The organism is Legionella sp. km535 (assembly GCF_003990085.1).
Classification (GTDB): domain Bacteria; phylum Pseudomonadota; class Gammaproteobacteria; order Legionellales; family Legionellaceae; genus Legionella; species Legionella moravica.
The window spans coordinates 6,690-30,209 of sequence record NZ_RZGU01000009.1; the positions used below are offsets into that span (position 1 = coordinate 6,690).

Sequence of the window (23,520 nt, forward strand, 5' to 3'; positions counted from 1 at the left end):
TATTTTTGTATTATAAGTAAAGCTAACTCATATACCATATATTATTATGTTGCATGTGTGTAGCTTATTCACGCGAGAACATGCACATTGAAACAGAACAAAAAAACTCAGCAAATTGGTTAACCTGGACAGGATTGGTTTAATGTCCCATTACCAGTATGTTAGCAGCGAGCAGATGATTAATAAGTTCAGCAGAATCAGAAGTTCCATAAGCAGAGACAACATCAACACCACTTAACACGATTGTTTCTGGGGAGGCATTAAACTGTGCATTGCCAGTGAGATCGGTTTTAATTACAGTATCGGTTTGATTCGTTGACTCATTATGTACGGTGCTAATTTGCAACAAAGCATCCAAAGAATCAGAACTCAGAGTGCTATCCTTAAACAGATCGCTTAAGTCCAACGTACTTTTATCTCCACCAACATCCCCGTCTGTACCCAATTTAAAATCCGTAATAGTATCAATTACAGGTTCATCGCCAATATCTGCTTTTTCAAAAACAAAAATATCGTTTCCACCACCTCCAGTCATGTGATCGTTGCCCATAACTCCATAAATCACATCATTTCCTAAACCACCTACTATTGTATCGTCACCTTGTCCACCATAAAGATGGTCATCCCCTTCACCACCAAAAATCAAATCATTGCCTTCTGTACCATAAATTGACTCACTTCCAGATCTGCCGTGCAATTCAACGCCTCCCATTGATGGTGAAGGCGTAGACGTGTTTTCTTGAGTATTCGCATCATAAAAAAGTACGTAATCATCCACTAAACCTAAATCCGATAAAGTATAGATTTGATACTCTTGCGAAGAAGAAACAGTAATATCATGGGTAGTCATGAACGTATTGATTAGAGACTCAGCGTCATGGATAAAATCATAGCTGTAATGGTCCGATGAACCATTTGTGGAACTTCCTGAAGAGTAATTTATCTCGTTATTAACCATAGTATTAAACTGATCATTAAAGTCCTTCAACTCCTCATAAGTAATGATTGAGCTGCTGAATGCATTTATAATAACGCTGATGTCACTTAACAGATAAGCAGGCAGATAGCCGTTCATATAGTGTTGAAGAATCTGAGCATAACTTCCTTGAGTTAAATATTGCACTTCACTGATTGCAGCAAGAGCGCTCTCTCCAGGAACTAATGCATCCATACTGACCTGTAATGCCTGTTGACTCGCAGCCATAAACTCAATAACCTCAGGGCTGACTAAATCACCCAAATCAAGGCGCAAGGCAATATCCTGCAAAAAGGCTTTATCACTAAAATCAGCAATAGCCCCCTCAGGCAGCTCCAACAATGCCTTACTGATAGCGTCAAAAACAGAAAAGGAAACATGCCCTTCATCAGTAGAATAATGAACGGCAGCAAGTTCCGCAAATTGTACAGCAGCAGTCATCACTGAAGCATTTTGAGCTAAAATTTCATTTGAGCCTAGAATCGGGTTAAGATTGATCAACTCTGTACCTTCAGGTAAACCCAAACGAGCTACAATATTGGTATTCGCGGTTTGATAATCAAAACCTGATTCCAACTGAGCCTGCAGCAAACTGGTTAAGGGTGAAATAATCGCTGAGCCAACAGGACCGAACAAATTGATTTCATAACTCAACCCTGTATCTACGTCAAAGCCGCCTGTTTGCACGGCTCGAGCTTCACCCAAAACGTATTGACCATCACCATTTACGTCCAATTTGGCAAGATCCAACACCCACTCAACATGACCGTATTGATCTGTTATACCCAGACGCTCACCCTCATCTTCCTGATTATTTCCATTGATATCCAGATAGAGAATTGCTCCTACAATCGTTCCATCAATTGTTGCCGTTCCACCACTAATAACTACCCCAGTTAATTGATTATCTCCTGAATCATTCAACACAGCGCCATTCGACAAGGTCACTTTGAAGTACTCAGTAGCTGCTCCGCCTGAATAGTTTACGGTAATTGTGTATGTGTTAGACGTTGGAGTAGAAACCGATACTCCAATGATATTCGAACCTTTTATCACTATTGTATCGGTGCTGACTGTAAAATCAGTAATCGTATCAATTGGAGCAGCACCTGCCGTGGCACCGCCTTGGCCTTTCAATAAAACAATTTGATCGCTGCCTGCACCTGTCGTGATGGTATCATTTCCCAATCCACCAATAATAACGTCATTTCCTCCACCGGCACTAAGAACATCATTACCTGAATCACCGTTTATCCATTCACCAGAGGCAGTTCCAGAAATAGTTTCTGCTGGAGTGTTTCCAAGAATTTCAAGAATAACTGGCGTAGTTTGAGTACTTGTGCTGCCACTGGATGTTTCTGTAGCCGTTACAGCAGCAGTAATGGCGTTAATTTGCACCTCAGTCAAAGCTGTTGTTGTCGTTAAGCGAATGTCATTACCTGAGATAACAGTAGCACTGCCACCGGTCACCGTAACTGCTGTATTAGTCACTGTATCAAATAATGTGACACCATCTGGAATAGAGGTCAAAGTGATATTACTGAGCGTTTCACTGCCGTCTGTGTCAGTAAGATAAGCCTCTGTGTGCAAAATGTATTCAAAACCGGAGGCTTGTGAGATAAAAAGATTATCCCATCGCACCTGGCTATCGTTATCAAAAGTATAAAATCCTATTGAATTTAACGCAGGAGCTGTCGATGCCCCGCCACTGATACTGCCATAAACAAATTCAAGGTTTGCAGTAGCACTAGAATTGGTGGCATCAACAGCTGAAACAGATATTCCATTTGCACTGACATTAATAGTAACATTGAACCAATCATCACCATTAAAAGTGGTCCGTGCCAAATCTACAGGAATTCCCGAAACGACCTGAACCAAACTGAGCTCAAGATACTGGCCTGGAAGAAATTGAAATGCACTGCCCCCTGGAGCGTAATCTGTACCTTGATTTTCCCATCTTAGTAAAAAATAATTAGACGTATTTTGATAACCAAAAACAATACCCACTCCATTGGCTTGAGCCGAACTGGCATCCGCATACATATCCGCAGAAATCACATAATTTGTCAGAGCTCGTTCTCCAGCGGTCATCCGATCACTGTTTAACAAAAGAACACCTTGGGCATCATCAACGTTATTATTGTTATAAATTACAGTGCCGCTTGACTTATTCCACCTACTACTAAAAACGCTTTCTTCTGTGGCGTTTGTCCCAGTCTGTCCAGCCCAAGCAATACTGTTGAATAAAGAAGCTTCTGTAGACGATTTTCCGCTGCCCCCCTGTATTTCAGCAAAAGTATTACTGAACAATGCCACACTGGTCCAGTTGATCAAATTATTATCGCCAGTATCATTGCTAAAATTTGCAGCCACAACTGCTGTACCTGCGGTGACTGTTGGTAAACCCAAGTGAGCATAAATAACAGGTGCATCGGCAACTTCAGGCAAATTAAACGTGAATGTATTAGGGGATTGATCCAGATTTACACCTCCATCAGTAGTTCCGCCAGTATCCCTAACCTGGAAAGTAAAACTGGTTGAACCACTAAAATTAGAATCAGGTGTAAATACCAAGAGACCAGCATCAATATCAGAAGGAGCAATATTTTGAGCTACAGTTACAGCAACACCATTTAATGTTAGCGTTCCATTAGTCGGCAAAGTAGTGATTCTCACTCTGAAAAGAGAGTTGGCAGGACTATCATTTACATCAGTCATACTAAAATAGGCTGTAGATAATACGACCGGACTGGTATCACTTAGATTAATCAGGTAATCTGCGCCCTGTGGCGCATCATTGACTGAGTTCACTGTTACGTTCACTGTGGCTGTTTCCGTTACACCACCGGATGTAACCGTGTAAGTAAAGCTGCTATTGCCGTTATAATTTGCTACTGGCGTAAATGTCAAAGTATCATTAGCATTCAAAAGTACGGTTCCGTTAGATACGTTCACAGTGCCGCCAGAAACAATTGCTATACCGTCAATTGCAGTGATAGTTCGTCCGGAATTTTCAAAACTGTCGTTAGCAAAAACATCAATGACTACTGCGTTATCTTCATTAGTTGTGGCAGTGTCATCCATGATGTCAGCTACTGATGTAATAAAAAGGGTCATTAAGTCTGTGTCAGTTGACGTGCCGTCTGTGGTGGTCATCGTAAGTGTGTCTGTAAGATCAAAGTCAGCAGTTGGTCGATACACTAATCCCTCTAAAGCGAGAGTGATTTTATCAGGAGCGCCTACCAGAGTGATACTGCTGGTCCCATTATTCGTAAGAGTAACCCCCTGTTCAATTGCAACAGAACTGGATGCCGTCAAGGTACCGTGCAGTACAGTAAATGTAGTAGTCACAGTTGAGCTATCAACATCTGTTACGGAAAATGCATTATTGTTTGCAATTCTAAATGGTCTTGCAACGTCCTCATTCATTGTTTGACTTACACGAAGACCATTTATCGGAGTGTCATCGACTGGTGTCACATCTATGCTCAAGGTAGAAGTATCAGTGCTGCTACCATCGCTCATGGTGTAGGTGGTCACTGGAGCCGCACCGTTATAATTCGCTGTAGGGATAAAACTGAACGCCCCATTGGCATCAATACGTAACGTACCAATTCCCGCAATAGTCGCCGTGTCGCCTGCATTATAAGTTGCGGGATCGCCTGCTACAGTAAACTGAGTGATACTCACCGCACCGTCCACACTGCTCGTTCCGGCCAGCACATTACCATTTAATGTGGTGTCTTCTGCCGTACTTAAGACTTCATCCGCATCGCTAAAGGCATCATCCACAGGGGTAACGTCCAGACTCAAGGTTGAGGTGTCATTGCTGCTGCCATCGGTCAGGGTGTAGGTCACCACAGGAACCGCACCGTTGTAATTGGCTGTTGGAACAAAGCTAAACGCTCCATTAGCACTAATCTGTAGGGTACCAACTCCGGCAATAGTCGCCGTGTCGCCTGCATTATAAGTAGCCGGATCGCCTGCCACGCTAAACTCCGTGACACTCACCGCACCGTCCACACTAGTCGTTCCAGTCAGCACGTTGCCGTTCAATGTGGTGTCTTCTGCGGTACTTAAGACTTCATCCGCATCGCTAAACGCATCATCGACAGGGGTAACGTCCAGACTCAAAGTCGAGGTATCATTGCTGCTGCCATCGGTCAAGGTGTAGGTCACTACCGGAACCGCACCGTTGTAATTCGCTGCTGGAATAAAACTGAAGGCTCCATTGCCATTAATTTGTAGGGTACCAATTCCGGCAATAGTCGCCGTGTCGCCTGCGTTATAAGTGGCCGGATCACCTGCTATAGTAAACTCCGTGACACTCACCGCACCGTCGACACTGTTCGTTCCGGTCAGCACATTACCATTTAATGTGGTGTCTTCTGCGGTACTTAATACTTCATTGGCATCACTAAAGGCATCATCGACTGGAGTCACGTCGATACTCAAGGTTGAAGTATCAGTACTGCTGCCATCGGTCAGGGTGTAGGTCACCACAGGAACCGCACCGTTGTAATTGGCTGTTGGAACAAAGCTAAACGCACCATTGGCATTAATTTGTAGGGTACCAACTCCGGCAATAGTCGCCGTGTCACCTGCATTATAAGTAGCCGGATCGCCTGCTACGCTAAACTCCGTGACACTCACCGCACCGTCCACACTGCTCGTTCCGGTCAGCACGTTGCCATTTAATGTGGTGTCTTCTGCGGTACTTAATACTTCATTGGCATCACTAAAGGCATCATCGACTGGAGTCACGTCGATACTCAAGGTTGAAGTATCAGTACTGCTGCCATCGGTCAGGGTGTAGGTCACCACAGGAACCGCACCGTTGTAATTGGCTGTTGGAACAAAGCTAAACGCACCATTGGCATTAATTTGTAGGGTACCAACTCCGGCAATAGTCGCCGTGTCACCTGCATTATAAGTAGCCGGATCGCCTGCTACGCTAAACTCCGTGACACTCACCGCACCGTCCACACTGCTCGTTCCGGTCAGCACGTTGCCATTTAATGTGGTGTCTTCTGCCGTACTCAAGACTTCATCCGCATCACTAAAGGCATCATCCACAGGAGTCACGTCGATACTCAAAGTCGAGGTATCAGTACTGCTGCCGTCACTCATGGTGTAAGTCACCACAGGAACCACACCGTTGTAATTGGCTGTTGGAACAAAGCTAAACGCTCCATTAGCACTAATCTGTAGGGTACCAACTCCGGCAATAGTCGCCGTGTCGCCTGCATTATAGGTTGCCGGATCACCTGCTACAGTAAACTCCGTGACACTCACCGCACCGTCCACGCTGCTCGTTCCGGTCAGCACGTTGCCATTCAAGGTAGTGTCTTCTGCAGTACTCGAGACTTCATCCGCATCACTAAAGGCATCATCCACAGGAGTCACGTCGATACTCAAAGTCGAGGTATCAGTACTGCTGCCGTCACTCATGGTGTAAGTCACCACAGGAACCGCACCGTTGTAATTGGCTGTTGGAACAAAACTAAACGCTCCATTGGCATTAATTAGTAGGGTACCAACTCCGGCAATAGTCGCCGTGTCGCCTGCGTTATAAGTGGCCGGATCGCCTGCTACACTAAATTCAGTAACACTCACCGCACCGTCCACACTAGTCGTTCCAGTCAGCACGTTGCCATTTAATGTGGTGTCTTCTGCCGTACTCAAGACTTCATTGGCGTCGCTAAAGGCATCATCCACAGGGGTAACATCGAGGCTTAAAGTCGAGGTGTCATTGCTGCTGCCATCGGTCAGGGTGTAGGTCACTACAGGAACCACACCGTTGTAATTGGCTGTTGGAACAAAACTGAACGCCCCATTAGCATTAATTTGCAGAGTACCAATTCCGGCAATAGTCGCCGTGTCGCCTGCATTATAAGTAGCCGGATCGCCTGCTACGCTAAACTCCGTGACACTCACCGCACCGTCCACACTGCTCGTTCCGGTCAGCACATTACCATTTAGGGTGGTGTCTTCTGCAGTACTTAAGACTTCATCCGCATCACTAAAGACATCATCCACAGGAGTCACGTCGATACTCAAAGTCGAGGTGTCACTGCTGCTGCCGTCACTCATGGTGTAAGTCACCACAGGAACCGCACCGTTGTAATTGGCTGTTGGAACAAAGCTAAACGCCCCATTAGCATTAATCTGTAGGGTACCAATTCCCGCAATGGTTGCCGTGTCGCCTGCATTATAAGTAGCCGGATCGCCTGCCACGCTAAACTCCGTGACACTCACCGCACCGTCCACACTGCTCGTTCCGGTCAGCACATTACCATTTAGGGTGGTGTCTTCTGCAGTACTCAAGACTTCATTGGCATCACTAAAGGCATCATCCACAGGAGTCACGTCGATACTCAAAGTCGAGGTATCAGTACTGCTGCCGTCACTCATGGTGTAAGTCACCACAGGAACCGCACCGTTGTAATTGGCTGTTGGAACAAAGCTAAACGCCCCATTAGCATTAATCTGTAGGGTACCAATTCCCGCAATAGTCGCCGTGTCGCCTGCATTATAAGTGGCCGGATCGCCTGCTATAGTATACTCCGTGACACTCACCGCACCGTCGACACTGCTCGTTCCGGTCAACACGTTGCCATTTAATGTGGTGTCTTCTGCCGTACTTAAGACTTCATCCACATCACTAAAGGCATCATCCACAGGAGTCACGTCGAGGCTCAAGGTTGAGATATCGCTGCTGCTGCCATCGGTCAGGGTGTAGGTCACTACAGGAACCACACCGTTGTAATTGGCTGTTGGAACAAAGCTAAACGCTCCATTAGCATTAATTTGTAGGGTACCAATTCCCGCAATAGTTGCCGTGTCGCCTGCATTATAAGTGGCCGGATCGCCTGCTATAGTATACTCCGTGACACTCACCGCACCGTCGACACTGCTCGTTCCGGTCAACACGTTGCCGACCAGTGTGGTGTCTTCTGCCGTACTTAAGACTTCATCCACATCGCTAAAGGCATCATCGACAGGAGTCACGTCGAGACTCAAAGTCGAGGTATCATTGCTGCTGCCATCGGTCATAGTGTAGGTCACTACAGGAACCGCACCGTTATAATTGGCTGCAGGGATAAAACTGAACGCACCATTGGCATTAATCTGTAGGGTACCAACTCCGGCAATAGTCGCTGTGTCACCTGCATTATAAGTGGCCGGATCGCCTGCTACACTAAATTCAGTAACACTCACCGCACCGTCCACACTGCTCGTTCCGGTCAGCACATTACCATTTAATGTGGTGTCTTCTGCAGTACTTAAGACTTCATTGGCATCACTAAAGGCATCATCCACAGGAGTCACGTCGAGGCTTAAAGTCGAGGTGTCACTGCTGCTGCCATCGGTCAGGGTGTAGGTCACCACGGGAACCACACCGTTGTAATTGGCCACAGGAACAAAACTGAATGCTCCATTGCCATTAATTTGTAGGGTACCAATTCCCGCAATAGTCGCCGTGTCGCCTGCATTATAAGTGGCCGGATCGCCTGCCACACTAAATTCAGTAACACTCACCGCACCGTCCACGCTGCTCGTCCCGGTCAGCACGTTGCCATTTAATGTGGTGTCTTCTGCTGTACTTAAGACTTCATCCGCATCACTAAAGACATCATCCACAGGAGTCACGTCGATACTCAAAGTCGAGGTGTCACTACTGCTGCCGTCACTCATGGTGTAAGTCACCACAGGAACCGCACCGTTGTAATTGGCTGTTGGAACAAAGCTAAACGCTCCATTAGCATTAATTTGTAGGGTACCAATTCCCGCAATGGTTGCCGTGTCGCCTGCATTATAAGTAGCCGGATCCCCAGCTACGCTAAACTCCGTGACACTCACCGCACCGTCCACACTGCTCGTTCCGGTCAGCACATTACCATTTAGGGTGGTGTCTTCTGCAGTACTCAAGACTTCATCCGCATCACTAAAGGCATCATCCACAGGAGTCACGTCGATACTCAAAGTCGAGGTATCAGTACTGCTGCCGTCACTCATGGTGTAAGTCACCACGGGAACCACACCGTTGTAATTGGCTGTTGGAACAAAGCTAAACGCCCCATTGGCATTAATTTGTAGGGTACCAATTCCCGCAATAGTCGCCGTGTCGCCTGCATTATAAGTGGCCGGATCGCCTGCCACACTAAATTCAGTAACACTCACCGCACCGTCCACGCTGCTCGTCCCGGTCAGCACGTTGCCATTTAATGTGGTGTCTTCTGCTGTACTTAAGACTTCATCCGCATCACTAAAGACATCATCCACAGGAGTCACGTCGATACTCAAAGTCGAGGTGTCACTGCTGCTGCCGTCACTCATGGTGTAAGTCACCACAGGAACCGCACCGTTGTAATTGGCTGTTGGAACAAAGCTAAACGCCCCATTAGCATTAATCTGTAGGGTACCAATTCCCGCAATGGTTGCCGTGTCGCCTGCATTATAAGTAGCCGGATCGCCTGCTACGCTAAACTCCGTGACACTCACTGCACCGTCCACACTGCTCGTTCCGGTCAGCACATTACCATTTAATGTGGTGTCTTCTGCAGTACTTAAGACTTCATTGGCATCACTAAAGGCATCATCAACAGGGGTAACATCGAGGCTTAAAGTCGAGGTGTCACTGCTGCTGCCATCGGTCAGGGTGTAGGTCACCACGGGAACCACACCGTTGTAATTGGCCACAGGAACAAAACTGAATGCTCCATTAGCATTAATTTGTAGGGTACCAATTCCCGCAATAGTCGCCGTGTCGCCTGCATTATAAGTAGCCGGATCGCCTGCTACGCTAAACTCCGTGACACTCACCGCACCGTCCACGCTGCTCGTTCCGGTCAGCACGTTTCCATTCAAGGTAGTGTCTTCTGCCGTACTTAAGACTTCATCCACATCACTAAAGGCATCATCCACAGGGGTAACATCGAGGCTCAAGGTTGAGATATCGTTGCTGCTGCCATCGGTCAGGGTGTAGGTCACTACAGGAACCACACCGTTGTAATTGGCTGTTGGAACAAAACTGAACGCCCCATTAGCATTAATCTGTAGGCTACCAATTCCCGCAATGGTTGCCGTGTCGCCTGCATTATAAGTGGCCGGATCGCCTGCTATAGTATACTCCGTGACACTCACCGCACCGTCGACACTGCTCGTTCCGGTCAACACGTTGCCATTCAAAGTCGTGTCTTCTTCAGTACTTAAGACTTCATCCACATCACTAAAGGCATCATCAACAGGGGTAACATCGAGGCTTAAAGTCGAGGTGTCACTGCTGCTGCCATCGGTCAGGGTGTAGGTCACCACGGGAACCACACCGTTGTAATTGGCCACAGGAACAAAACTGAATGCTCCATTGGCATTAATTTGTAGGCTACCAATTCCCGCAATGGTTGCCGTGTCGCCTGCATTATAAGTAGCCGGATCGCCTGCTACGCTAAACTCCGTGACACTCACCGCACCGTCGACACTGCTCGTTCCGGTCAGCACGCTGCCGTTCAATGTGGTGTCTTCTGCCGTACTTAAGACTTCATTGGCATCACTAAAGGCATCATCAACAGGGGTAACATCGAAGCTTAAAGTTGAGGTGTCACTGCTGCTGCCATCGGTCATAGTGTAGGTCACCACAGGAACCGCACCGTTGTAATTGGCTGCAGGAACAAAGCTAAACGCTCCATTAGCATTAATCTGTAGGGTACCAACTCCGGCAATAGTCGCCGTGTCGCCTGCGTTATAGGTTGCCGGATCGCCTGTCACGCTAAACTCCGTGACGCTCACCGCACCGTCCACGCTGCTCGTCCCGGTCAACACGTTGCCGTTCAGTGTGGTGTCTTCTGCCGTACTTAAGACTTCATTGGCATCACTAAAGGCATCATCCACAGGGGTAACATCGAGGCTTAAAGTTGAGGTGTCACTGCTGCTGCCATCAGTCAGGGTGTAGGTCACCACAGGAACCGCACCGTTGTAATTGGCTGTTGGAACAAAGCTAAACGCCCCATTAGCATTAATCTGTAGGGTACCAATTCCCGCAATAGTCGCCGTGTCGCCTGCATTATAAGTGGCCGGATCGCCTGCTATAGTATACTCCGTGACACTCACCGCACCGTCGACACTGCTCGTTCCGGTCAACACGTTGCCATTCAAAGTCGTGTCTTCTGCCGTACTTAAGACTTCATCCACATCACTAAAGGCATCATCAACAGGGGTAACATCGAGGCTTAAAGTTGAGGTGTCGCTGCTGCTGCCATCGGTCAGGGTGTAGGTCACCACGGGAACCACACCGTTGTAATTGGCCACAGGAACAAAACTGAATGCTCCATTGGCATTAATTTGTAGGGTACCAACTCCGGCAATAGTCGCCGTGTCGCCTGCATTATAAGTAGCAGGATCGCCTGTCACGCTAAACTCCGTGACACTCACCGCACCGTCCACACTGCTCGTTCCGGTCAGCACATTACCATTTAGGGTGGTGTCTTCTGCAATACTCAAGACTTCATTGGCATCACTAAAGGCATCATCCACAGGAGTCACGTCGATACTCAAAGTCGAGGTATCAGTACTGCTGCCGTCACTCATGGTGTAAGTCACCACAGGAACCGCACCGTTGTAATTGGCTGTTGGAACAAAACTAAACGCTCCATTGGCATTAATTAGTAGGGTACCAACTCCGGCAATAGTCGCCGTGTCGCCTGCGTTATAGGTTGCCGGATCGCCTGCTACACTAAATTCAGTAACACTCACCGCACCGTCCACACTAGTCGTTCCAGTCAGCACGTTGCCATTTAATGTGGTGTCTTCTGCCGTACTCAAGACTTCATTGGCGTCGCTAAAGGCATCATCCACAGGGGTAACATCGAGGCTTAAAGTCGAGGTGTCATTGCTGCTGCCATCGGTCAGGGTGTAGGTCACTACAGGAACCGCACCGTTGTAATTAGCTGCAGGAACAAAACTGAAAGCACCATTGGCGTCAATGCGCAGAGTGCCTACGCCGTCAATGGTAGCGGTATTGCCAGCGTTATAAACCGTAACATCACCTGCCACAGTAAACTGGGTCACAGTGACCGCACCGTCCACACTGCTCGTTCCGGTCAGCACGTTGCCGTTCAGTGTGGTGTCTTCTGTCGTACTCAAGACTTCATCCGCATCGCTAAACGCATCATCGACTGGAGTGACATCGATGCTCAAGGTCGAGGTGTCATTGCTGCTGCCATCGGTCATGGTGTAAGTCACTACAGGAACCGCACCGTTGTAATTCGCTGCCGGGATAAAACTAAAGTCACCATTCGCATCAATGCGCAAAGTTCCTATTCCGGTGATGCTGGCTGTATCTCCAGCTGTGTAGAGTACCGGATCACCTGCCACACTAAATTGAGTAACACTAATCGGACCATCCACACTACTCGTTCCGGTCAGCACGCTTCCATTTAAAGTGGTGTCTTCGGCCGTACTCAATACCTCATTCGCATCGCTAAAGGCATCATCCACAGGCGTGACGTTTATACTCAAAGTGGAGACATTACCACTGCTGCCATCGCTTAAGGTATATGTAACGACTGGAACCACACCATTGTAATTGGCTGCTGGAATAAAATTAAAATCGCCATTGGCATCAATATGCAAACTACCAATTCCAGCAATAGTGGCCGTGTCTCCAGCGACGTAGGTTGCGAAATCACCCAAAATGGTAAACTCTGTAACAGTCACTGTTCCGCCATCACTGCTCGTACCTATCAATACATTACCATTCAAAATAGTGTCTTCAGCGGTACTCAATACTTCATCTGCATCGCTAAAGGGATCAGCCACTGGAGTGACATCGATGCTCAAGGTCGAGGTATCGCTGCTGCTTCCGTCGCTCAGCATGTAGGTAACTAAAGGAACGACACCATTGTAGTCAGGGGCAGGTATAAAACTGAAATGACCATTGGCATCAATGCGTAAAGTACCTACTCCAGCAATACTAGCCGTATCGCCTGCATTATAGACAGTCAGATCACCTGCCACACTAAATTGAGTCACACTCACCGCACCATCTACACTGCTAGTACCCGTCAGCACATTGCCGTTTAAATTGGTATCTTCAGCGGTACTCAATATTTCATTAGCATCACTAAAGGCATCATCTACAGGAGTGATGTCTATACGCAATGTATTAGAGGTTGGGTCGAGATCAATACCTCCATTTAAAGTTCCGCCGTTATCCTGAACCTGAAATGTAAATTGAACGCTGCCATTGCTATTTGCTAGAGGAACATAAACAAGAGTATTGGCATTTATTGCTGCACTACTGATAATTTGCCCGGGAGTGACCATCACTCCATTCAAATACAGAGCACCTTCAACTGGAAGCGTATTAATTTTAACCGCAAGCAAAGTGTTAGCAGTGGAATCATCCGGATCAGTAAAACCAAAATCAGTTGCATTAATAACAATTGGAGTATCTTCAAGAGTGGATATGTTTTTGTTTGTGCCCTCAGGGGCATCATTAACCAAGCCGACAGATAAAGATAAAATATTATTATTTTCTGTAGTTCCATCTGAAATGGTATAGGTCGTATTTGGAATTGAACCACTGTAATTATGCAGGGGATTAAATATGTAGTTTCCATTAGCAAGAATGGTTAACTGACCTCTGCCAAGAATACTTGCTGTCTGTCCTGCTTGATATAATGTGGAATCACCATCAATTCTAAACTTGGTAACATATAAAACATCCCCTTCTGGGTCCTTATCATTAACTAACACATTGCCCATAAGGACGCTGTCTTCAAGCGCTACGCCATTATCAGGCAGTACGTAAGGAGAGTCATTTGTGCCATGAATATTTACCGTTAGCTTTTGTATAGTGCCATCTTTCGCTACAGCGTCAAAGGTCACAACCCGCACTTCACCTGCTTTAAGCGAATCAACTAAGAGACTGTTATGATTCAATTCATAAGTCCATTTACCAGAAGCATCCAGGGTAAATGTACCCAGCGCCCCTGAAAGATTTCCAGGAATAAAACCATTAATACTAGAAATTTGGGCTTCAAACTTTAGTGTTCCAGGAAGGGAATTATTTACACCACCAGACTCCGTTACATCACCTTTAAAAATTCCACTAATTATCGAATGAGGTATAGAAATGTTGGGTATTACCAAAGCCTTATCTGAATCGTTTATCTCTGATACTGGCTTGAATATTATGGCTTGTGGATTTATTGTTGATTTGAAATCATCAAAATCCTCGAATAACAAAGGTGGAGGGATGAATCCAGAAGATACTAATCTGTTACTGAAGAGCACTTCCAAATAAAAAGGTTCTTTGACCGACTCTGTTTTGTCAAAGTATGCTCCAGAAGCAATCAGTTTATTTACAAAAACAGAGATATGGTTGTATTCACCGAATGAACCTTGAATAACTGATTGGTTCGAATTTAATATACCAGGCTTTAAAGCATGCGAAATTCCATCTAGCGAGAATGGTTTGTTTAAAGCCAATTCTTTGGGTGGATCATGGATGATTTGTATGTATGCCTCACCGCTTAATAAGGTAAGAACATCACCGTGATAAAGAGCAGCACCAGATTTAACGATACGAGCGTCTCCATCTGCGTTGACCTTTTCAAGTACGCCGTTAAGGACTCTTACAACACCAATAGCGACTTGTGATAACATGCCATATCCCTATATAAGCTGGTGTGCTTCCTTTAATAATAGACCAAAAAACAATCAACATGTAAAATTGGAAACACAAGCCACTGATAATTAGTGCGATTTTTGAGCTATTCAGGTTGCCTCAAAAAGTACATCCATCAGCTTCACCTGAGTTCAATCTAAACTATTTGATCATAAGATTAAAAAATCTTGTTATAGCCTCTCAAAGAGGCATTGATTCATTTTGGGAGTAATCATGTGCCCCTTTCATTTATTTAACCGAAGAATAAGCTCTGCTTGAATCAGGCCTGACGTAAGGTTCAGATAAAAACCCGACTCGCTCATCTGGATTAAAAAAACTGGATGAAAACAGAGAAGCAGAAGATGAAGTCTCGTGGAGATGAGGCACCAGTTTCAGGCTTACTATTGCATCCTGTACCTCCTCTGGCAGTTCCTTTGTTAGATAAGCTAATTGATGATTCGCTAACTTCATATCAAAGGAACTGATTTTTTCATCAAGGAAGCCATACCGCAACCCTGTAAAATTAACACCAAGTGCCTTTGCTGCATCGGACATACGCTCTAAATGTCTTTTTTTATCATCTAACATTACAAGATGCGCAGGTTTTTTTGGACATTTTTTCATGAATTCTTGCCAAACTATTCCTTTATTTTTCCCATTACAAAAAATAATTCCTTGCTCATAAGAGTCATCGCTCACATCAATACAGTTTCTGGAGAAATCAATTCCAATAGCCTCCAGTTGAAGAACCGTAGATTGTTTTATCGTGATGTCGCGTGCCGTCAGTGCCAATACAGGTATCCCTATATCTTGAAGCGCCTTAATGATCCGGATCATTCCAGGTTCTACTGCCCTTGTGACAGTGTGAGCTTGAACAGCAGAATATATCAAGAGCGTTAATCGCATAGCTTCTAGTGGTTCAGGAAGAGCCTTAAGGGCATAATCAGCCAAGTGAGTAAACCATTGATCACTTCCTAATTCCAGAGTTGATTCCATAACCGTATTATCCAGGTCAAGGACAAACCAGGTATCATAGCTGATAGTCCTTAAAGCCGATTTAATCGTTTGAACTTCCTGGATATCTTGCTTGTGTTTTTTTGGAGGACTTGAGAAAAAGGGATTCAATCCTCGAGGAAATGCTGATTTTAAAAAATCAGCTCTGATTAATAACTCAACTCGCTCCAGCAGTTCGATATTTTCTTCATAAGCCTCCAACACACCTTTGATTAAATCAGTTTGATGAGAAGAACCTGTGGGATCTGAGGAATAGGTCCTTGCTTCCTTCAATTGATATTTAAAATCAGACAAAGTACCCCAACAGCCTTGTTCATAAAATACACGTCCGAAATTTCGCCTGATTTTATTTTCAACTTTTACTGTATCACTTAAAACAATACCATCAAGAGAGTCTAATGCAGCAACCCAAAAACTTTGCGCGTTCGCGCCTCGTTTTCCTGAGAGACTTTGGACGGGTAATTGTATTAACCGATTTAATAGATGATGATCTCGCCCCTCTTCCTTGCGCAAATCAACACCATGCTCCTCACGTGTTTCATGAAGAGCCGTGACCAAAGGATTTTCAGCATAAACTTCAAATTGGTGTTCAATTAAGCGATTGATGATGTCTTGATAAATTGTGTCTCTAAACAGTTTTCCAACAAATTCTTCTAAAAAGTCATACTCCAAATCAGGGAATGGTTTCCCCACCTCCAAAGAAAAACGTCGATCATCTTTGATGGCATGAATGTCTTGAGTTCCCGCAGGTAATGTAATAGTAACAGGTCCTACACGATTTGATTTGACGCATCCCCAAATAATATCATTCCCTTGGCGTATGTAGGGTAAAATGCCGCAACGCATGGTTGGAACCGGGTATAAACCATGCTCATTTTTTTCCAGGCGAAGAAGTGGATAATGACGGGGATGCTTAAGCTCGATAGTTCTTGGCATTTTGGATCTTCCTATTCTTAATATTAAGTTTTAGAAAGCAACATCCCTATCACCAGCATTCTTTCAATGGTTATTGTTTAGGATAAAACAGTTTCAGACTAAACGCCCCAGGTTCAGGAACACTCCTAAACGCGCCTTCATCATGTTCTTTGTGGATAGGCTATGGGCAGGCAGATTATACCTTCTGCTTTATAATCTGTTAATACATTATTCATGAGGAACCCACTCATGTAATGATAATTCATTAGATACCTAAAGCGAACGAGGCTCGTTGAAGGCGACTACCATTGTCCGTGGTCGTTTGCAATTTAAAGAATTATTTGCTGGCTGAAACAGTCCATAGGAAGATACAGCAGAAGACGACGATGAAGATGAGGAGGAAGATGCTTCTGTCCCTTGCGCGCTAGCTGGTATATCGTGCTTTATTCGTTTAACTGATTCCTGGCTCAATCTGTTGTCAATATAAGAACGCTTGGCACTGCTATTATTCTGAAGTGTTGGATTAGCTTTTTTGAATTTTTTTGCAAACATCATTAGATCTCTAAAAGTTGGACGAGGGGTCAATTCTTTTTCAGCTGCCAAGTGTTGATTTTTTTTAAATGCCGCAGTTAAATCATATGCCGTTTGATTGCCATAACCTTTTTGTTCCAGAATAAATTGAATTTCTTCAGCCGGATAATCAGATAAGGTCAGCGTGATCATTCGTCGGGAAAGAGCATTACCAAGGGTCCTTCGTCCTGCCATAGTATTTGGATTTTGTGTCCCAATAAGCATAAAACCAGGACGTGTTGGACGATTCCCATTTAAATCACTACCCATCAATAATGAATTTAATAATCGTTCCAGCATGGGGGAACTATTGATTTCATCAATTACAACAATCGCACCTTGATTAAATGCTTTGAGAAGCAAAGATTCCTTTTCTGCAACGTCCATGCTGACCGGTATTTTGAAAAAAACAGCTTCTCCTTCTTGGTATTCTATATCCGCCTCTGCTTCTCTAAATCCTTGCTCAATTAATGTTTCAAAAACCAGTTCTGATTTACCAAGACCCGGCTCACCCTCAAAAATTATACCACCCAGTCCCCCATAGCGTTGCTCATCATTTACCGCTTGAGTTTTCCGGAATTCATGCAAAGACAACAAATCAGTCAAAAGTTGATGTGCAGGATATCTGGATGGGGTTATTTGAAATTTGACCTTTCGCGAGCCTCCATCATATTGTTGATGTGATGCCCTAATTATCAAAGGTGTTATCGGCTTAAACCTCTCGTTAAACTCTGCTTGATGCTGTTCAGGAACTAATGGTTCTCCAAGGGTATAAGCATAATGTGCAGCAACTTGTTCCGGATCAACCTCTGGGTTATTCCTGAGATAATTAAACGTGAGTAACGCCATCATTTGCAGCTCGCGAGGAGAAATCAGTATATCGGTGCTGGAGCATTCAACCAGAAATCGATACAGCTCAAGAAATTGTTTGCTCAATTGTTCAATCTGAGGCATTGAATAATGATAAGCTGCAAAAACAGGTTTAAGAATTTTTTCATAGAGTACGGCTGTCGGAAGAGGATCAAAAACCAGTGCATTACCGTGACGCATAAAAAATGCTGGCACTCTCCGCTCACCACCATAGCTCAAAGGATTCGCGGCGCATATCAGTTTATGTCGGGAAGAAAGCACCTTGATTTCGCCATCAATTAACAATGCAGGGGGTTCATTAAACAAGCCCTCAAACACGCTCAATTGACTTCCCTCAAGATTCACTTCATCAAGAAACAAATACCTATAATCATCGGTCTCATTATCATTTATCCAGTTTTTTATTTGATCAAAGCCAACATACAGTTTTTCACCATTTCGAACCAATTCATTCAGAACAAATGTTGTTTTCCCTGCACCAGAAAATCCTGTTAACAGAACATAAGGAAAATGGCATAACAAGGCTCTGATTTTTTGTTGACGTTCATCATCATACCTCATAACCTCTTTGGCTGAGGTTAAGGGATTAAGTTCCTTTAATTTTAAAGACTGTGGTTCCAAATTATTGATACCAGCCCAGGCTTGCTTGCTGTCCATTTCTGGAAATGCAAGCCGATATCGTCTTCTTGCCCGCAAAGTGATGAATGTATCTGAAATGCCATCATGTGGCAGAGAACCAAAGTAGGCTCTTAAATCGTCTACACTGACTTTGTGAGTTGTTCTGGGCATAAATTGAAAAGAGTTCTCATTTTGAGTCAGCAGAATTAATTGTCCAGGAGCTGACTCCAATAATTGGCGCTGCATTAATAATGATGCGAGTTGTTGTTCCAATTCTTGAGAACAGGTTCCTTTTAACAAAATACGTTTGTCGCTTTTTAGTGTATCTTCCAAAAAAGAGGGCTGACGACTGAATTGAAACTCAAGCGTGTCCTTGTTGAGCGAACCACTCAATCTCTCCAATAAATCAACAGAAGTTAATTCAGATACATCAAGTACCAACCAATCAGGTTGAAAACTCAATATCAGTGTCTGAGTATAATCAGGGTCGTTACTGACAATAATCTCGGTATGCACTTCTTGACGCTCAACCCATGGAGTAGTTACTGAACTAAGCGTCTCTACAGACACGTGAAACTCATCAGGAAGAACAACTCCTGGAGAAATACTGACATACAAATGGACTTGATAGCATTCACATTCAGTCAATAATCGAGCCCATTCATCTACAGAAATTGTATGGGTTAAATATATAGACAGCGCTCCACCCTGATTAGTCTCTATCAAACCCGGCTTTAAAACCAGACTCTGGTGTTCATCACTGAACTGATAATGATTGAAATATTTATAGAGATTATATGAGTTCAAAATAGTAAGGTCTGAATGTTCAACTGAAGAATCATCACTCACTTGAGAAGATAAACTGGTGTTTGTAATGGAACATCGATGCATGACCCCGGACAAATCGTATCCATTACTTTCAATCAACTGAAGATTATCAGGAATGGGTAAATTACTTCCTGGAAAGTGAGTTGCCCCAGGATAACAGGCTGCTTGCCAAAACAGTTTAAATTCATCATGATTCCATGGGGCGTTGCGCAATTCAATAATATTTCCCTCAAGATGAGCCAATGCACCCTCTTTAAAGCGCAGACGAGTTCCCTCTAAAACCCATGATCCCAGTAGCAACTGTTTCCAGTCACTACTATTGAATAAATTAATAACATGGGCAGATGCTTGCTGTTCAACAAAATGAATTCGATTTATCGATTCAGCCAGGCTGTCCTCCGACAATGGGTTTTTTTCAACTCGGTTAAATCGTGAATAAAAATCAGAGCCTTGATAACAATCTGGTTTATTGATATTAATAAGACCAAAAATCAATGTTGATTCAGGAACCGCAACTCCATCTGCACATCGTTTTTTATCCAAAAGACCATTAAATCGGACTAAATCTTCAACTGAAAACGTGTCGTAGTTCACAATCAAAATTGAAGGAAGACTGTTGTTATGACTTTTGATCAAAAAGTCGTAAAACGCGCCTCCAGGACCTCTTTGTAATGTACCTTGATGTCCATTGCGTTGAATAAAAGGAGCGGAGCAGATTAAATCCTGTGGAGAATGAGCATAATAAACCGAATAATTCCTGTTTTTTACGAGTAGTTCCAAGGCAAGCCGAAACGCATGAAGCGACTGAGTTGAACCAAATTCAATCAGTGTATTTTTAATCCTGTCTCCTTGAATCAAGTACTCGCAGTAATCCTGTGTTGACTGCATTTGCACAACTGGCCTATACCATGTTTTCAGTTCGTTCTTAAAATAATGTTTATTACCGGCTCCCCTCAAAACATCGTGCAATACATCGTATAAACTGTGTTCAATTCCTCGTACCTGACAACCCAGTACAGGGGGAGAATCAATAGGAGCATTTAAGGCCGCGTTGATTGGCAATTGACTTGTCAGAAGCTGAATGCATTCGCTTTTTTGTTGCGGGGTCAATAACTTCACACTCTTGGTTAATAATCGCCGGTAATCAACAGGATGCTTTTGGATGAATTGTGCCAGTAATTGATATGTTAATGTTGCAGCTCTTGATGAAAATAATCCTTGATACCAGGCTGGAACACCCTTCATAGTTCTCAGTAAAATTCCCTGAAGAGCTACAGGGCTGTATGCTTGGTCGGGGCCTAACAGTTGCAAAATATCTTGATAATTTGATGATTTACATAAACTCAGAAGTCCACCTTTTTGGATAAAAGCATCAGAATTTTCAATTTGGGGCACTAATAGTTCATTGACGGTTTCTATCGACACCAGTGTTCCCAATGACCGTTTAATGTATTTTGCTAAATTATGACGGGGTACTGTTTGAGCACCTTCGATTGAATTGGGATCATAAAATTGCCATTGATCTTTATCGATTCGTTTTATAGCGATAGCATGCCAGGGATTAAAAAGCCTGCATCCTGATTTAAGAAATGAATTAAAAGAATCTATTTTTTTCTTTCGCTCCAGATTCTTGTTGCTGAATAACGAATGACTCACTGCATCTTCTGATCTAAGTGGCTCCAGGATAAAGTCCACCCAGTTATCACCATCCAGTTCATGGGTAGGAACAGAGGGTACACTTTGGTTCTCTATTTGCTCTAAATTAGCTCCAATAAACGTTAAGGGTATGGCAGAACAGATCCCAGACAGATGATCTTTTACCAACTCCCATAGCAATTCAAATTGTTCAATTAAAACTTGATTCAACGAGGATAAAGTACCATCCCATTGCAAGATCCTCGCTTCAAGCTGTTTAAATTCTGAAAAATGTAACTGAGTAAATAACTGGGTTAAGGGCGTACATATTCCATCCATTATTTTAGGAATAAAAACAACATCCTTTTGTTTTAATGTAAGGTATTGCGCTAATTGTTGAACGATCATGGACTGGCTTAATGAACCGTTCGGTTTAGTGTATTGAAAAATATAGTCTTTAGCTGTTGGAGTGTGATTTAAATAGGACCGATAATTATGAAAAGAAATTGACTGTTGATAGAGAGTCCGTTCTGGTTCAGAAGATTGAAACGTTTTCCTTTTACTGGTAAGAAATTTTATAGAAACCCCCATCCTGTTCATTTGCTCAATGTATACCAGAGGGCTGCAAGGATCCTCTTTCAATGTAATGGTCTTTAACTGGCTTAGAAAAGGAACAAGATGAATAAGATTTTTTTCTATTGTCCGTGAAGTTGCTTCGGCGAGCGTGAGCGAATGCAATCGGGAGAGGTTTTTAAATTTGGAGTGATTTTGAAAAAAAAGATTTTGTTTACCATCTGTTATTAAAGAAAGCACTAAATCTTGAATATTAGGAGCGCAAGCAAACACGTTATTCAATTCATCCTCATTCAGAACACAAGATCCCAAATACAACAATTCCAGTTGGCTTAAAACAGGTAGATCGTCCGTACAGCCTGATAATGATAATAACTTAAGAGACATGCTCTTGAGGTTGGGATTGGTTAAAATCAAATGTTTTAATTCATCTGTTTTAAATCGTATATTTCTCAGATGTATCTCATTGAGGTTTGATAGATTCCATTTCTTGATTTCATCATGGCTCCCCTCTGCAGGATTAAAGTAGATAAAGATTTTCATTTCAGGGCAGCAAAGAATAAGCTCATTCAATATGCTCTTGGGCATAGTAACATCCTGTAAACTAAGCAGATTAATGCTCAAATTCTTTGGAGTGGAACCATCAAAAAGAGTACCCCCTTCTATTACTGATGATCTTAACTGGAGTATTTTTAGCTTTGGAAAAGAAACAATGATTTGTTTATATTGCTGGGTAGTGATTCTGGAATTTATGATCTCAATTGAAGTCAGGTTTTTATTAAAGGATTCAAACAGTTCCTCCTGATTTAGATTATCTATTGAAACGTTCTCCAAATTCGGAGCAGCCGCCATTAAATGACTAATGCTCTCGCTACTGGCTATTCTCCTTATTGCAAATACCATTAATTCTGGCATTACGGGAAGAGGAGCAGTTATTGGTTTTATTCTATCATCACAGGCTAAGAAAGTGATAGAAGGTGCCAAACGTTGATAGTCTGGATTATGAAAACTAATACGTATCGGCTTCATGTTAATGCTGAGATCGGGAAACCTCTTGAGAATCTCCTGAACTAGCAGGTCATTTTGCACATTAGGGTTATAAACAATCAATTGTTGTAACAAAGGTTGCGTATTCCTGATAAAAGAAAAGAAGGGGTCGTGCAAGTGTAAAGGAAGACGACGAAAATAATTAATATCTAAACGACGTATCGACGGCACCGCATCCTGCTCAATAAGACACGAAATCCAGTGTTCATCCAGTACAAACAATTCATCGATAGAACACCCCAGAATGATGCTTGATTCATTAAGAATCTTATTTACATGAGTAAAGCTTTGCTTTGTATTGTGTCGTTCATCCAAAAAATGACCAAGATTAGATTGAGTTACTCCTTGTAACGAATCTTTATGCCGAAAATATAAAGTAAATCCTTGGTCGAGGAGCTCATTGAATGCTTCTTTCACGATCCGGGTTTTTCTCTCAGTCCAATATAAAATGGTCCAATCCTGGACAATGAGTTTTTTCTGTTTTTTAACCTGTTTGATTGGCTTTATCCAATAAGCGTCCTGGCATTCAATCAAACGCATAACAGACAAATTTCCAGTAGGTGTTCGTGTATACTCCGGACTTTGCTGGGTTTGAGTATAATAGAACTCATTCGGTATCAATTTCTTAATGTTCAACTCCGCAATACAATATGTGAGCACAATGAGCTCAATTTTATCCGATGCAACAAAACAAGTCAAAACGACATTAATTTAATCATTATTTTGCCCGTCATTGATGCTTGTATGTACCAATAAACGGCTCAATAGCTCTTTTTTTTTTAAAAAAAGCCGCACAACTGAT

The 23,520-nt window shown here is 43.5% G+C and carries 3 protein-coding genes; all 3 read right to left on the reverse strand.

What is annotated here, in order from left to right; translation table 11 throughout:
- Positions 1 to 139: 139 nt before the first annotated feature.
- Positions 140 to 14,647, reverse strand: coding sequence for an Ig-like domain-containing protein (locus ELY21_RS06830; RefSeq protein WP_127108099.1), 14,508 nt, complete (start codon positions 14,645 to 14,647; stop codon positions 140 to 142).
- A gap of 250 nt (positions 14,648 to 14,897) precedes the next feature.
- The gene (locus ELY21_RS06835; RefSeq protein ID WP_127108101.1) at positions 14,898 to 16,598 is read right to left on the reverse strand and encodes a DUF2608 domain-containing protein; all 1,701 of its coding nucleotides are present in this window, start codon (positions 16,596 to 16,598) and stop codon (positions 14,898 to 14,900) included.
- Positions 16,599 to 16,850: 252 nt separating this feature from the next.
- Entirely contained in the window at positions 16,851 to 23,378 is a 6,528-nt protein-coding gene (locus ELY21_RS06840) for a hypothetical protein (RefSeq protein WP_127108103.1), read from the reverse strand.
- Between the last annotated feature and the right edge of the window lie 142 nt (positions 23,379 to 23,520).